The 13,829-nt window shown below is 69.1% G+C and carries 17 protein-coding genes and 1 pseudogene; 8 read left to right on the plus strand and 10 right to left on the minus strand.

Annotated features, from left to right (window positions below):
• Positions 1-120 precede the first annotated feature (120 nt).
• The 7 genes and pseudogenes from ACETK8_RS00265 to ACETK8_RS00295 all read left to right on the plus strand — a co-directional run bounded on the left by ACETK8_RS00265 (position 121) and on the right by ACETK8_RS00295 (position 6,076).
• Positions 121-828, plus strand: coding sequence for a Crp/Fnr family transcriptional regulator (locus ACETK8_RS00265; protein WP_374037602.1), 708 nt, complete (start codon positions 121-123; stop codon positions 826-828).
• Between the two features lie 37 nt (positions 829-865).
• The gene (locus ACETK8_RS00270) at positions 866-1,546 is read left to right on the plus strand and encodes a hypothetical protein (protein ID WP_374037603.1); all 681 of its coding nucleotides are present in this window, start codon (positions 866-868) and stop codon (positions 1,544-1,546) included.
• Between the two features lie 9 nt (positions 1,547-1,555).
• Positions 1,556-2,341: a class I SAM-dependent methyltransferase gene (locus ACETK8_RS00275; protein ID WP_374037604.1), complete on the plus strand. Its 786-nt coding sequence runs from the start codon at positions 1,556-1,558 to the stop codon at positions 2,339-2,341.
• A 50-nt stretch (positions 2,342-2,391) separates the two neighbouring features.
• Positions 2,392-3,927 carry a 2-polyprenylphenol 6-hydroxylase gene (ubiB, locus tag ACETK8_RS00280; RefSeq protein WP_374037605.1) on the plus strand — a complete coding sequence of 512 codons (1,536 nt, stop codon included), beginning with the start codon at positions 2,392-2,394 and terminating at the stop codon, positions 3,925-3,927.
• 16 nt (positions 3,928-3,943) lie between these two features.
• A complete protein-coding gene (locus tag ACETK8_RS00285; RefSeq protein ID WP_374037606.1) occupies positions 3,944-4,519 on the plus strand; it encodes a hypothetical protein in 576 nt (191 codons plus the stop codon).
• Between the two features lie 33 nt (positions 4,520-4,552).
• Positions 4,553-5,248: an EF-hand domain-containing protein gene (locus ACETK8_RS00290; protein ID WP_374037607.1), complete on the plus strand. Its 696-nt coding sequence runs from the start codon at positions 4,553-4,555 to the stop codon at positions 5,246-5,248.
• Positions 5,249-5,318: 70 nt separating this feature from the next.
• Positions 5,319-6,076 (plus strand): annotated as a pseudogene (locus ACETK8_RS00295) (IS5 family transposase).
• Positions 6,077-6,085: 9 nt separating this feature from the next.
• On the opposite strand, the gene ACETK8_RS00300 reads toward ACETK8_RS00295, so the two are convergent.
• The 10 genes from ACETK8_RS00300 to ACETK8_RS00345 form a co-directional block, all read right to left on the minus strand.
• Entirely contained in the window at positions 6,086-6,700 is a 615-nt protein-coding gene (locus ACETK8_RS00300) for a hypothetical protein (protein ID WP_374037608.1), read from the minus strand.
• Positions 6,701-6,783: 83 nt separating this feature from the next.
• Positions 6,784-7,185 carry an alternative ribosome rescue aminoacyl-tRNA hydrolase ArfB gene (gene arfB / locus ACETK8_RS00305; protein ID WP_374037609.1) on the minus strand — a complete coding sequence of 134 codons (402 nt, stop codon included), beginning with the start codon at positions 7,183-7,185 and terminating at the stop codon, positions 6,784-6,786.
• A complete protein-coding gene (locus ACETK8_RS00310) occupies positions 7,182-7,643 on the minus strand; it encodes a YaiI/YqxD family protein (RefSeq protein ID WP_374037610.1) in 462 nt (153 codons plus the stop codon). Before ACETK8_RS00310 ends, arfB begins: the two co-directional genes overlap by 4 nt.
• Before the next feature lie 179 nt (positions 7,644-7,822).
• Positions 7,823-9,175, minus strand: a complete 1,353-nt coding sequence (locus ACETK8_RS00315) for an amidohydrolase family protein (protein ID WP_374037611.1) — start codon at positions 9,173-9,175, stop codon at positions 7,823-7,825.
• Positions 9,175-10,659, minus strand: a complete 1,485-nt coding sequence (locus ACETK8_RS00320) for an amidohydrolase (RefSeq protein WP_374037612.1) — start codon at positions 10,657-10,659, stop codon at positions 9,175-9,177. Before ACETK8_RS00320 ends, ACETK8_RS00315 begins: the two co-directional genes overlap by 1 nt.
• A gap of 82 nt (positions 10,660-10,741) precedes the next feature.
• Positions 10,742-11,032: a DUF167 family protein gene (locus tag ACETK8_RS00325; RefSeq protein ID WP_374039442.1), complete on the minus strand. Its 291-nt coding sequence runs from the start codon at positions 11,030-11,032 to the stop codon at positions 10,742-10,744.
• Positions 11,029-11,262: a DUF4926 domain-containing protein gene (locus ACETK8_RS00330; protein ID WP_374037613.1), complete on the minus strand. Its 234-nt coding sequence runs from the start codon at positions 11,260-11,262 to the stop codon at positions 11,029-11,031. The genes ACETK8_RS00325 and ACETK8_RS00330 overlap by 4 nt, the downstream gene beginning before the upstream one ends.
• Positions 11,255-11,602: a DUF6883 domain-containing protein gene (locus ACETK8_RS00335; RefSeq protein WP_374037614.1), complete on the minus strand. Its 348-nt coding sequence runs from the start codon at positions 11,600-11,602 to the stop codon at positions 11,255-11,257. Before ACETK8_RS00335 ends, ACETK8_RS00330 begins: the two co-directional genes overlap by 8 nt.
• 7 nt (positions 11,603-11,609) lie before the next feature.
• On the minus strand, positions 11,610-12,539 hold the full coding sequence (locus ACETK8_RS00340; RefSeq protein WP_374037615.1) for an electron transfer flavoprotein subunit alpha/FixB family protein: 930 nt from the start codon (positions 12,537-12,539) through the stop codon (positions 11,610-11,612).
• Position 12,540: 1 nt separating this feature from the next.
• A complete protein-coding gene (locus tag ACETK8_RS00345; RefSeq protein ID WP_374037616.1) occupies positions 12,541-13,305 on the minus strand; it encodes an electron transfer flavoprotein subunit beta/FixA family protein in 765 nt (254 codons plus the stop codon).
• 112 nt (positions 13,306-13,417) lie between these two features.
• Here ACETK8_RS00345 and ACETK8_RS00350 point away from each other — a divergent pair, with 112 nt between their 5' ends.
• A complete protein-coding gene (locus tag ACETK8_RS00350; RefSeq protein WP_374037617.1) occupies positions 13,418-13,759 on the plus strand; it encodes a hypothetical protein in 342 nt (113 codons plus the stop codon).
• Positions 13,760-13,829: the final 70 nt, after the last annotated feature.

Consider the following 13,829-nt stretch of genomic DNA (forward strand, 5'->3'; position numbering starts at 1 on the left):
GCGCCCGCCGTGCGCCCGCAAGGCGCCGCTACGTCACCTATTGGACACTCGGTTCGGTACGGGAACGCACATCGGAACCCGGGCGTTGGAAAGCGTCGCTATTCGAACGGAAGGATCATCATGACCAATCTCTGGATCGCTTCGCTCGACGCCGCCGACCGCGCCCGTCTGGAGCCGCACTTGGCGGAAAAGACCTTCTACCAGGGTCAGATGATCTATGACGCCGGGGAGGCGGTGGATCAGGTCTGGTTCCCGCTGAACGGGGTGGTGTCCCTGATGACCGTCCTGCCCGAGGACAAGATGGTCGAGACCGCCGCCATCGGCCGCGAAGGCCTGGTCGGGGTCACCTGCGGGCCGATGAACGCCCGCGCCTCGTCCCGCGCCATCGCCCAGATCGAGGGATCGGCCGCCTGTTGCCCCGGCGATGTCTTCTCCGAGGTTCTGGGCGACAGCCCGAGCATGCGGAACGCCCTGTCGCGCTTCACTGAAAGCCTGTTCGCCCAGGTGCAGCAGACCGCCGCCTGCAACGCCCAGCACCGTCTGGACGAGCGTCTGGCGCGCTGGCTGCTGACCCTGCACGACCGGGCGAGTTCCGACCGGTTCGACCTGACCCAGTCCGACATCGCCGGCATGCTGGGCGTGCGTCGCGCCACCGTGTCGGAGGTGGGGGCCGAGTTGGAAGGCCAGAAGCTGATCCGGCGCGGACGCGGCTGGGTCGAGGTGCTGGATCGGCAGGCGCTGGAGAAGGCGTCCTGCGGCTGTTACGGCGCCATGCGGAACGTGATGAAGGATCTGGGCGTGCCCCGGCCGCGCGCGCCGAACGCCTGACCTTTTCAGGCCGCCGGTTTCGGGGCACCGTCGCGGCATGAGCGACGCCGAACCGCCCCCGCATCCGGTCAGAAAGCCCTTCGGTCGCTGGCGGCGATGGCTGCCGCGCGCGGCGTTCGAGAGCGTGCTGATCGTCTTTTCGGTCGTGCTGGCCCTGATGCTGACGGACTGGGCGGATCGACGTCGGACGGCCGCCGAGGTGGCGGAGGTGCGCGGCTACTTCATCGCGGAGATCCGCGCCAACCGGGCCATCCTGGTGTCCGACTTCATTCTGCCCCATCATCGTCGTCTCCACGCGGCCTTCGGGACGGCGGCCGAGGGAGAGCCGACGCAGGACAAGGCGATGCAGGCCTATCGCGAGGTGTTCCGGACCGGCATCCACGTCGCGCCCCTGAGGGACGCGGTGTGGCGCAGCGCCGAGACCGGCGACCTGCTGGCCGAAATGCCGATCGAGGACCTGTTCCTGCTGGCCGATATCTACAAGGCGCAGGGGACCCTGGCCGACATGAGCCAGGGCTTCATCGCGGGGACGCCGGGCGTGCTGTCCGCGCTGGAAAGCGGAGAGGGCGTGCGCGCCGCCATCGCGACCGGGCAACTGCATCTGAGCGATGTCGTGGCGAGCGAGGAGGGGTTGGTCCGGCTCTACGATCGCGCTCTGGCGAAGCTGGATCGCGATGCGTCCAACCGCACGGATGACGCCGCGCCTGCGAAGCGCTAGACCGCTGCCATGACCGCCTCCCCCTTTGGTCCGCACTCGTCGGGCGACACCTCCTCCTTCGGTTTTCGCGACGTGGATGCGCGCGAGAAGGTGCGGATGGTGCGCGGCGTGTTCGACAGCGTGGCGTCCAACTACGACCTGATGAACGACCTGATGAGCGGGGGCGTGCATCGGCTGTGGAAGGATGCGGCGGCCGCCAAGCTGAACCCCCGTCCGGGCGAGACCATCCTGGACGTCGCGGGCGGCACCGGCGACATGGCGCGGCGCTATTCCAGGATGGCGCGGCGCGCGCAGGAACGGCGCGGCGGCGAGGACGCCTCGGTCATCGTGCTGGACTACAACGCCGAGATGATCCTGGCGGGGGTGCAGAAGGGCGGAGAGCCGGAGATGATCTGGACCGTCGGCGACGCCATGGCCCTGCCGATCCCCGACGCCTTGGTCGATGCCTATTCGATCAGCTTCGGCATCAGGAACGTCGCCGACATCGCCGTGGCCCTGAAGGAGGCGCGGCGCGTGTTGAAGCCCGGCGGGCGGTTCCTGTGCCTGGAGTTCTCGCGCCCCCCCGCCGAGGCGGTGAGGAAGGCCTATGACGCCTGGTCCTTCCACGCGATCCCCCGGATCGGCGAGTGGGTGGCCAAGGATCGCGACAGCTATCAGTACCTGGTCGAGAGCATCCGCCGCTTCCCCGACCAGGCGACCTTCAAGGGAATGATCGAGGAGGCCGGTTTCAGCCGCGTCGCCGTGACCAACCTGTCGGGCGGAGTGGCCGCCATTCACTTCGGGTGGGCGGTCTGAGCTTTCCCGCCTCATACCGGGTCGCACCGGCCCCGCCGCCGACCGTACCCGTGCGCGATCCCATCGGCGCGACCTGGCGGCTGATCCGCTGGGGCGGGGCGCTGGCGAAGCATGACGCCCTGATCCCGCGCGAGATCACCCCGATGCTGCCCGGCTGGGCGCGGCCCGTCGCCGGGTTCGTGCATCTGTTCGCCGGGCGCGAGGGGCGGGACGGACGGCCGGGCCAGAGGCTGGGTCGGGCGTTCGAGACCCTGGGGCCGGTGGCGATCAAACTGGGTCAGGTCATGGCCACCCGCGCCGATATCTTCGGCATCGAGTTCGCGCGCGATCTGGGCCGGCTGAAGGACAAGCTGCCGCCCTTCCCGACCGATGAGGCGCGGCGCGAGATCGAGCGGTCGCTGGGGCGGCCGGTCGAGAGCCTGTTCTCCGATTTCGGCGATCCCATCGGGGCGGCGTCGCTGGCCCAGGCTCACCCCGCCTGGCTGGCGGATGGGCGCAAGGTCGCGGTCAAGGTGCTGCGCCCCGGCGTCGAACGACGGGTGGTGCAGGGGCTGGATTCCATGCGGCTGGCGGCCGGACTGGTCCACCGGCTGGTTCCCCTGTCGCGCCGGCTGGAGCCCCAGGCCTTCGTCGAGACCGTGGCCCGGTCGATGAACCTGGAGCTGGACATGCGGCTGGAGGCGGCCGCCGCCTCCGAGCTCGGCGACATCATGGACAAGGCCCGCGCCGACGGCGGCCACATGTCGGCGCCCAAGGTGGTCTGGGACGGGGTCGGCAAGCGGGTGCTGACCCTGGAATGGGCGCCCGGCCTGCCCATGACCGATCCGGCGGCGATCGAACAGCCGGGGCTGGACAAGGACGCCCTGGCCGACAACGTCGTGCGCGCCTTCCTGACCCAGGCGCTCGACTACGGCGCGTTTCACGCCGACCTGCACGAGGGCAATCTGTTCGCCTCGGCGCCGGCGGAGCTGACGGCGGTCGACTACGGCATCGTCGGGCGGCTGGGACCGGGGGAGCGGCGCTACCTGGCGGAGATCCTCTGGGGCTTCCTGACGCGGGACTATCCGCGCATCGCCCGCGTGCATTTCGAGGCCGGATACGTGCCGCCGGACCATTCGGTCGAGGCCTTCGCCCAGGCCCTGCGCGCGGTGGGAGAACCCGTCATCGGCAAACAGGCGTCGCAGGTCTCGATGGGCCGGCTGCTGGGCCAGCTGTTCGAGATCACCGCCCTGTTCGACATGCACCTCAGGCCCGAGCTGATCCTGCTGCAGAAGACCATGGTTTCGGTCGAGGGGGTGGCGCGTCGGCTGAACCCCGACCACGACCTGTGGGCCGCGGCCCAGCCGGTCGTGGAACGCTGGATCACCCGCGAACTGGGTCCGAAGGCCCAGGTGCGCGACGGCCTGCGCGAACTGCTGGGCGGGGCCCGCGCCCTGTCGCGGCTGGTGCAGGATCCGCCTCAGGCCCAGACCGTTGTCGTCGAGCGGGAGAAGACCCCCGTCTGGCTGGCCGTTTGCGTCATCGCCGCAACAAGCCTCTCGGCCGCCGCCCTCATTGTGTCGCTTTGGCCCCGGATACTGGGCTGACGCTCCCGGAGTTCGCATGACCTCGCTCAAGACGACCGCCCTCGCCCTGATCCTCATCGCCCTGTCCGGCCCCGCTTTGGCCCAGACGACGCCCTCGCCCACGCAGTCGCTGAACCAGAGCCGCTCCCTGGCGCCGTCCGCCGGAGCGGCGGCCACCCTGCCCAACACCTTCGACAGCCCCGCCGCGGCCCCCACGCCGGCCCCGCCCATCGCCCCGGCGCCGGCCGGTCCGGCCGCCTCCCACGCCCAGATGGCCGAAGGCGCCCTGCGCGCCGTGATCGACCAGTTTCGCGCCGCCGAGATCGACGAGGAGCTGTTCACGCCCGGCGTGGCGGCCCAGCTGAACACCCGGCTGGCGAACTACAGCCGCGTGATCCGGGGCTATGGCGAGGTGCAGTCGATCGAGCCGCTCGGCGCCAACGGCGGCGTCGGCGAGTTCCTGGTCCTGTTCGACAACGCCGCGACCCAGTGGCAGGTCGGGCTGGACGAGGCCGGGCTGATCGCCGCCGTCCGTTTCCGCGAGGCCCCGCCGGAATCCTCCGAGCCGCCCGCCCCGGCGACGCCCGCCGCCCCCGCCCGACCCGGCGCCTGATTTCCTTCCGTCTCCCCCTCCCCGGACATCCCCATGAAGCGTCTCGCCCTCGTCGCCCTCGGCCTCGTCGCCCTTTCGGCCTGCGCCTCCGGTCCGGGCGGACCGAGGGGACCGGGCGGCCCGCCGGGGCCCCGGCCCGGCCTGTTCGTCAGCCCCTTCGGCGAGCTGTTCTTCTCCGAACCCGGCCAGCCCTGGCCGGTCGCGACCTGGTTCACGGGCGCGGACAGGGACGGCGACGGTCGTCTGACGTTCGAGGAGTTCAGCGCCGACGGACAGCGCCAGTTCCGCGCCCTGGACACCCGCCGCGACGGCCGTCTGACGCCCGACGAGATCTCCGCCTATGAGATCGACCTGGCCGAGGCCCGCGGTCGTCTGCCGGGTCTGCAAGGCGGTCGGGGACCGGGTCGTCCGCCGCAGGGCTTCGGCGGCGGCGGGGCCATGAATCTGGCCGAACCGGCCGCGCCCCAGCAGCGTCGCGGGGGCCAGCGCCAGCGTCTGCCCACCGGGCCCATGGCCTATGGACCGATCGCCGCCGCCGGCTTCTTCAACTATCCGCAGCCGGTGAAGGCCGCCGACCTGGACACCAACCAGACCGTCACGGCCGAGGAATGGGCCCGGGCGACGGAGCGCTGGTTCATGGCGCTGGACACGGACCGGGACGGGGTCCTGAACCTGGCGACCCTGCCCCGCACGCCGTTGCAGCAGATGATGGAGCGCGGCCCCCGCTAGGGTCCGTACTCAATAAGGTCTGGCGGTGAGTTTGGCGTTCTGATTCAAGGCTTCTGGAAGGGAGCCTTGGATGCGGAAGCTTTACTGGCTGGACGACGAAGCTTGGGCGCGGATCGAGCCGCACCTTCCGACGGGACGGCGAGGGGCGCGCAGGGTCGATGATCGCCGCGTGTTGTCGGGCATCGTGCACATGCTGCAGTCAGGCGCGCGCTGGCGGGACTGCCCGCCGGAGTACGGGCCATACACGACGGTCTACAACCGCTTCAATCGCTGGAGCCGGCAGGGCGTTTGGCACGACATCTTCAAGGCCCTGACCGGCCACAGCGGCATCTACTCCTCGGCCGCCATCGACAGCACCTCGGTCAAGGCCCATCGCTCGGCGGCGGGCGCAAAAGGGGGGGCTTCGTCCAGGGCATAGGCCGCTCCAGAGGCGGCCGCACGACCAAGATCCACGGCCTCGTGGACGATCGAGGGCGACCCCGTGTGCTGTTGCTCAGCGCCGGCAACACCAACGACATCACCATGGCCCACGCCCTGATCGAGGCGGCCGGACCGTTCGCAAGGCTGCTGGCGGACCGCGGCTACGACGCCGATCACCTCCGAAGGCGACTGGCCGAACGACGCGCCGAGGCCGTCATCCCGACCACGACCTCGCGCAAGCGGCCCATCCCCTACGACGTCGTCGCCTACCGACAGAGGAACACCGTCGAACGCCTATGGGCCAGGCTCAAGGACTTCAGGCGTATCGCGACACGCTACGACAAACTCGCCGCGAACTTCCTCTCCAGCGTCCTCATCGCCGCCACCGTCGCCTATTGGGCCAAATGAGTCCGGACCCTAGGCCGCGTTGGACGCCCGCGCGGGCGCCGTGGTCGATCCCGTCTGGTGATACAGACGCCCGGCCGCGTAGCAGGGGGCGATGGTGCAGGTCTTCATCAGGAACCGGACGGTATAGGCGCCCGCCGACTGGGGCGTGACGTTGATGATCGGGAAGGAGTCCGGAAGGGTGTCCCGCTCGATGATCTTGCCGCTCGAGTCCAGCAGCTCGAAGTCCATGTCGGTGCATTCGTTGTCGCAACCGCCGATGATCCGGTAGCTCTGGCCGCGCTGCAGCTGGACGGTCCAGTTGTGGACCTGGGTCGGCTGCAGGGCCACGACCTCGTCCTGGACGCCCGAGACGGCGGTGAACCCTTGCGTGTTCTCGGCCGCCGCGTCGTCGATATAGCTCTTGGCCAGTTCGCGCAGTTCCGCGCGCTGTTGCTCGGTCAGGGAGACCTGGGGGGTGGCGTTGATCGCCGCCTGATCGCCGTTCTGGACGTTGCCGTTCTGCGCCGTCGCGATCCGGGCGGGGGTTCCGGTGGTTCCTGGGTTGGGCCGATCCTGTTCCGGCATGGGGTTGTTGCATCCCGCCAGAACCACACATCCAACAATCGCCAGGGCCGGTACGCGCATGCCAGTCTCTCCGCGGAAATGAGTGTTACCGAACAGAATGGCCAAGCCAGACCGTTGTTCCCGCAAAGCTGTCGTTAAGAGACTTAATCCAGCGAAGGCTTGCCGCGCCCGCTCTTGATCGCGGATCGGCCCGACTTGGCCTGAAGGCGACGCTCCTTCGACGCGCGCGTGGGTTTCGTCGGTACACGGAAGGTCGGGGCGATGGAGGCCTTGTCGACCATCTCCTGAAGCCGTTCGATGGCGTCGACGCGATTGCGGTCCTGTGTGCGGAAGCGGACGGCGGTGATGACGATGACGCCGTCCAGCGTCAGCCGACTGCCCGCCAGCTTCATCAGCCGTTCGCGGACGGGATCGCGCAGGGACGGCGAGTTCTTCGCGTCGAACCGCATCTGGACCGAGGTCGAGACCTTGTTGACGTTCTGGCCGCCCGGCCCGCCGGAGCGGAAGAAGCGGAACTCCAGCTCGCTCTCGGGGATGACGGTCACCGGACCACTCGTTTGGCCATGACCACGGCCCGGTCCAGCGCCTGAAGAAAGGCCGAGCGATCCTTGGGTCCGAACGGCGGCGGGCCGGAGGTGGCCACCCCCATGGACCGCAGATGCTCGCCCACCATTCGCCCGGCCAGGGCCGAGCCGATGGAGTCCGGGGTGAAGGGCTGGCCGTTCGACTTCAGCGCCTGGGCCCCGGCCTTCAGGCAGCGGTCGGCCAGGGGGATGTCCTGGGTGATGACGATGTCGCCGGACCCAGCCCGTTCGGCGATCCAGTCGTCGGCGATGTCGGGGCCGGCGTCGACGACGACCTGTTCGATCCACGTCTCGCGGCGGGTGTTGATCCAGCCGTTGGAGACCACGAAGACCTGCAGCCCATAGCGTTCGGCCACGCGATAGACCTCGTCCTTCACCGGACAGGCATCGGCGTCGATGAAGAGGCGGGGCGAGGGCATGGATGCGATCTACCCCTTCTCCCCTTGCGGGAGAAGGTGGCGGGCGCAGCCCGACGGATGAGGGGTACGAAGACGCAAACGAGGTCGGACGAGCGGACGGCTCACCGGCAGTGCCGGGAGTCACCCCTCATCCGACCTCGCTTCGCTCGGCCACCTTCTCCCGCAAGGGGAGAAGGACCCTATTGTTGGTAGGCCACCGGCATGCCGCCCTCCGCACGCCCGCCGTTGCGATAGCGGTCGCGCAGCAGATGCTGGCGGCTGGTCAGGGACTGTTCCTGGCCGTTGATGAACTCCGTCGTCACCGAAGACATCGGTTCCAGCGGGTCGCCGGACCAGACGACCACATCGGCCGCAGCACCCGCACGAAGCTCGCCGAACTGGCCGCCCATGCCGAAGATGCGCGCGGGGTTGACCGTCAGGGCCGCGATGGCCGCCTCGAACGGCAGGCCGTGGGAGACGGCGTTGCCGGCGTTGTAGCGGGCCTCGCGCGCGCGGTGGACCGAGCCCTCATTGCCCTTTATGGCGATGACGACCCCGGCCGCGTTCAGGGCCGCGGCGTTCTCCATCCGCGCCGCCCGCATCTCCAGGTTCGAAGGCAGGTTGGAGATGGGGTTGAGCAGGACCGGCGTACTGGCGGCGGCGATGTCGGCGGCGACCAACCAGCCCTCCTCGGCGCCGTCGAGGATCAGCTTCAGGCCCTCCTCGCGGGCCAGACGCAGGACCTGCTGGATGTCGGCGGCGCGATGCACCGTGACGATCAGGGGCAGTTCGCCGTTCACGACGGGGATCAGGGCCTCCAGATCCGCGCGCGACAGGGAGAGGTCCCGCAAGGCCGCCCGGTCGTAGGCGCCGCGATTGCGGGCATACAGACGGACCTCGTGCAGGGTCTCCTTGAACTGGGTGAACTGGGCGCCGCGCGCCCCGCCCGCGATGCCCGCTCCGGCCTCGCCGAACGGCGCGACCATGGCCACGCGCGGCTTGACCAGGATGTCGGTCCCGGCAGCCAGATGGATGACCGAGGCCGTGCCCGCGAACAGACCCGGCGACTGGAAGCCGCCGTCGCCCGCGCCGGCGAAGTCCGAGTCGTCCTGATGCTGGTGCCCGCCCGAGCCGCCCGGATGGTTGGGCACGACGATGGCGCGGGTGATGCCGCCCAGACGCGCCACCGGAATGGCGATGGACCAGGGGTCCAGACCGTAGCTGACGTCGAAGGAGGCCGAGATGGTGTTGGCGTTGTTCGACTGATCGTCCGAGCCGGCCACCGAGGAGATCTCGCTGAGGCCGAGACCGGAATCGACCGCGACGAAGCCGGGAGTCACCACCTTGCCGGTCGCGTCGATGACGCGGGCTCCGGAGGGGGCCGCGCCGGCGCCGACCGAGACGATCCGGCCGCCGTCGATGACGACCGTGCCGTTCTCGATGACGGAGGTTCCGGTCAGGACGCGACCGCCGGTGATGGCCGTCACCTGGGCGAGGGCCGGCATGGCCGACAGCGCGAGAGCCGTCAGCGAGATAAGGGCGAGACGGCGCATCAGCGGGCTCCCGGAGCGATGTTGGCGGCGGCGATGCCGAAGCCGGGCTGGCCCAGCTCGTAGTCGGACACGGGCTGATAGCGCGCATCGAAGCGATCGAAGGTCAGGGAGCCGTCGATGAAGACCTGATCCGCGCGGGCGTAGATCGAGAACGGATTGGCGCTCCAGATCACGACGTCGCCGCGCTTGCCGGCTTCCAGCGAGCCGGTCTCGTCGCCCAGGCCGATGGAGCGGGCGGCGTTGGAGGTGATCCAGCTGATCGCATGTTCCTCCGAGATGTTCAGACCGGCGCGGCGACCGGCGGCCAGGGCCGCGGCGGCTTCCTGGTTCAGGCGCTGGGTCAGCTGGGCGTCGTCGGAGTGGATGACGGCGCAGGAGCCCTCGGGGGCGTCCACGAGGGCGGCGTTCTCCTCGATGGCGTCCAGGGCCTCCATCTTGAAGCCCCACCAGCCGGTCCACATGTCGGCGCAGACGCCGGCGGCGGCCAGTTGCGGGGCCAGCTTGTAGGCCTCGATGGCGTGGTGGAAGGCGGTGATGCGGAAGCCGAACTCGTCGGCGATGTCCATCATCACGGCCATCTCGTCGGCGCGGTAGCAGTGGTTCTGGACCATGATCGAGCCGTCCAGCACGCCCGCCAGGGTCTCGTTCTGCAGGTTGCGGGTCGGGGGCGAACCCTCGCCCGAGGCCCGCCACTTGTCCCATTTGTCGCGATAGTCCTGGGCCGCGATGAAGGCGGCGCGATAGCCGGCGACATTGCCCATGCCGGTGGCCGGCGACTGGTTGCGATTGCCGTAGACGCGCGACGGGTTCTCGCCGCAGGCCATCTTCACGCCGTAGGGGGCGCCCGGGAACTTCATCCCCTGCATGGTGATGGAGGGGACGTTCCGCACCGTCACCGAGCGGCCGCCGAACAGATTGGCGGAGCCGGGCAGGATCTGGAGGGTGGTGATGCCGCCGGCGCGGGCCGTGTTGAAGCCGGGGTCCTGGGGCCAGATCGAATGTTCGGCCCAGACCTGGGCGGTGTTCGGGTTGGTCGCCTCGTTGCCGTCCGACATGCCGGTCACGCCGGGCGAGGGATAGACGCCGAGGTGGGAGTGGACGTCGATGATGCCCGGCGTCACGAACCGGCCGCGCGCGTCCACGACGCGGTAGCCGGCGGGGACGGGGGTGTTGGCCGGACCGACCGCCTCGACCTTGCCGTCGCTCATCAGGACCACGCCGTTCTCGATCCGCTGGTCCGTGCCGGTCAGGACCGTGCCGCCGACGATGGCCAGGTTCTCGCGCGGCAGCGCCTGATAGGTCGAGGGATAGGGATCGAGATTGGCCGCGTAATCGAGACCGCGCGCCAGGGTCCGTTCGCGCGACGGGCTGGACGCGCCGTCGTTGGCGGAGGCGCCGGGGCCGTCCGTGGTGGCGCAGGCGGTTAGCGCGAGCGCGCAGGCGACGACGGCGAGGCTGGGCCCCCTCAAGGCGTGACGGATCATCGAAAGCTCCCCTGTCGCGCCGACGGCGCGGAACGGAGCGGATTACAAAAGCGTCGCAACCCGTCCGTCAAAGGCGGAAACATTACAAACCTGTAAGGCGTGCTCGCAGGGCGTCATCATCCATCCCGTCGATCTCGACCATCTTGAGCCGCGACAGGCCGCCGCGCGCGAGGGAGACCGAGGACTTCGGCACGCCGAGGGTTTTCGCCAGCAACAGGATCAGGGCGGCGTTGGCCTCGCCCTCGACCGGCCGGGCGCGAACCCGGACCTTGAGGACGGGCCGGCCGTCGGCGTCAACGTCCCAGCCGTCGATCCGGTCGGCGGCGGCGCCGGGCGTCAGTTTGACAGGCAGGCGGGCGTCGACGGCGGTCAGTTGGCTGCTTTCCGGAGCTCGGGCTGTCGGCTGTCCGCGATGCGCCAAACGACCTCGATCTCGTCGGCGCCGAACGTCGCCATGGCCCGAGTGGAGCCGTCGCTGTTGACGAACTCGACCTCGCAGGCTCCGGCGTCGAACACCATGACCACCGCACCGCGATCACCCGTGACCAGCCCCAGGTCAGGTCTGTCGACCTTCAGCGCGACGACGTCGAGTTCTTCAGCCATGCGAAGATGGTAGCACGAAAGTCGTTGTCAGGTAAGGCGGCCCGTCTGGCTCGCGGATCGTCCAGCCGCTTCTCAGCGTTCGCTCCATCGCACCGTTCCGGAAGCGAAAATCGACGCGGTAGCGGGCGCCGAAGCTGTCCGAGAACAAGAAGACCGCATCATCGGTCCTGGCCGCGAGCCTGAGAGCGACCCGAAGCCTGTCGGCGTCTTGGACATCAATCCCGAGAGCGGCCGAAAGCACTCGAGCCTTCGGACCGCCGACGGGATGGTTGGGGTTGAGGCAATAGTCTTCGATCTTCCCATCCGGGATGATCGCGTCCTCTCCCCGAGGCAGTTTCACTGGATGCCTAGCCCAGCGCGGACATCAGCTCCGGCACGACGGTCTTGTAGTCGCCGACGATGCCATAGTCCGCGACCTGGAAGATCGGGGCGTCGGCGTCCTTGTTGATGGCGACGATGATCTTGGAGTCCTTCATGCCCGCCAAGTGCTGGATGGCGCCCGAGATGCCGACGGCGATGTAGAGGCCCGGGGCGACCACCTTGCCGGTCTGGCCGACCTGGTAGTCGTTGGGCGCATAGCCCGCGTCCACGGCCGCGCGCGAGGCGCCGACGGCGGCGCCCAGCTTGTCGGCCAGGGGCTCGATCACCGCGTGGAACTCTTCGGCCGAGCCCAGGGCGCGACCGCCCGAGACGACGATCTTGGCGGCGCCCAGTTCGGGGCGATCCGACTTGACCATCTCCTCGCCGACGAAGGACGCCTTGCCGGCGTCGGCGCCCGCGACGGTTTCGACCGGGGCCGAACCGCCTTCAGCCGCCGGAGCGAAGCTGGTGGCGCGGACGGTGATGACCTTCTTGGCGTCCGAGGACTGGACGGTCTCCAGGGCGTTGCCGGCGTAGATCGGGCGCACGAAGGTGTCGGCCGAGACGACCTCGACGATGTCGGAGATCGGGGCGACGTCCAGCTTGGCGGCGATGCGCGGCATGAAGTTCTTGCCGTCCATGGTCGCGGGCGAAAGGATGGCGTCGTAGCCGCCGGCCAGACCGACGACGGTCGCCGTCACGGCCTCGGCCAGGGCGTGACCCAGTTCGCCGCTCTCGGCCAGCAGGACCTTGCGGACCCCGGCGATCTTGGCGGCCGAGTCAGCGGCCGCTTTCGCGCCCGAGCCGACGACCAGGACGTCGACGTCGCCGCCCAGGGCCGCCGCGGCGGTCACGGTCTTGTTGGTGGTGTCGCGGACGGTCGAGCCGTCGTGATCTGCAATGACGAGGACGGCCATCTTACAGGGCTCCCGCGGTCTTGAGTTTCGAGACGAGTTCGGCGGCGTCGGCCACCTTGATCCCGGCGGAGCGGACCGGCGGGGCGGTCACCTTCACCACCTTCAGACGGTCCGCGACATCGACGCCGTAGTCGGCGACCGCCTTCATGGCGATCTCCTTCTTCTTGGCCTTCATGATGTTCGGAAGCGACGCATAGCGCGGGGTGTTGAGGCGCAGGTCCACCGTGACCACGGCCGGAAGCGGCGCGGCCAGGGTCTGGATGCCGCCGTCGACTTCACGCGTCACGGTCGCCTTGCCGCCGGCGATTTCGATCTTGGCGGCGAAAGTGGCCTGGGGCCAGTCCAGCAGGGCGGCCAGCATCTGGCCCACCGCATTGTTGTCGCCGTCGATGGACTGTTTGCCCATCAGGACCAGGTCCGGCTTCTCTTCGTCCACCACGGCCTTCAGAAGCTTGGCGATGGCCAGCGGCTCCAGGTCGGCGTCGGACTGGATCAGGATGCCGCGATCGGCGCCCATGGCCAGGGCCGTGCGGATGGTTTCCTGGGCCTGGGTCACGCCGATGGAGACGACGACGATCTCGGTCGCCGTGCCCGCCGCGTGATGCTCCTTGCCCTCTTTCAGACGCACGGCCTCTTCGACGGCGATTTCGTCGAAGGGGTTCATGCTCATCTTGACGTTGGCGAGGTCGACACCGGTCTGGTCCGCCTTCACGCGGGCCTTGACGTTATAGTCGATCACCCGTTTGACGGGGACGAGAACCTTCATGCTTGCCAGTCCTTAGGATCGCCGAATTGTTGCGCCACGGAATGGAACGGGCGAAGAGGCCTGTCAACGTAACGCGACGTGAACTTCCGCGCTCGCACCGGGTGGAAAATCGATGAATCGCTTCCTGACCATGCGTCGCCTGACGATCCTGTTCGTGGGGATTTTCGCCGTTCTGGTGGCCGGGGCCTTCGCCTTCCAGCGCTTCTATGTCGCGCCCGAGGAAAAGTGCGAGAGCCAGGGGCGCTGGTGGTGGGCCGAGGAGCGCCGCTGCATCACCCCTACCTATCTGCCCGACATCACCGGTCGCCCGGCGGGCATGACCCGCGCCGAGGCCTCGGATCGACAGAACCGCGAACTGCTGCAGATCGAGGACGGCCTGGCCGCGCAGAAGGCCGCGCGCACGGCCCAGACCGAGCGGGACCTGGCCGACTATCGCGAAAAGACCGGCCGCTAGACTTTGATCGGCATCAGCGGAATCGCTTCGCGATTCCGCTGATGCCGTGAATCAAGGTCCAGCTTGATTC

The organism is Brevundimonas staleyi (assembly GCF_041893865.1).
Classification (GTDB): domain Bacteria; phylum Pseudomonadota; class Alphaproteobacteria; order Caulobacterales; family Caulobacteraceae; genus Brevundimonas; species Brevundimonas staleyi.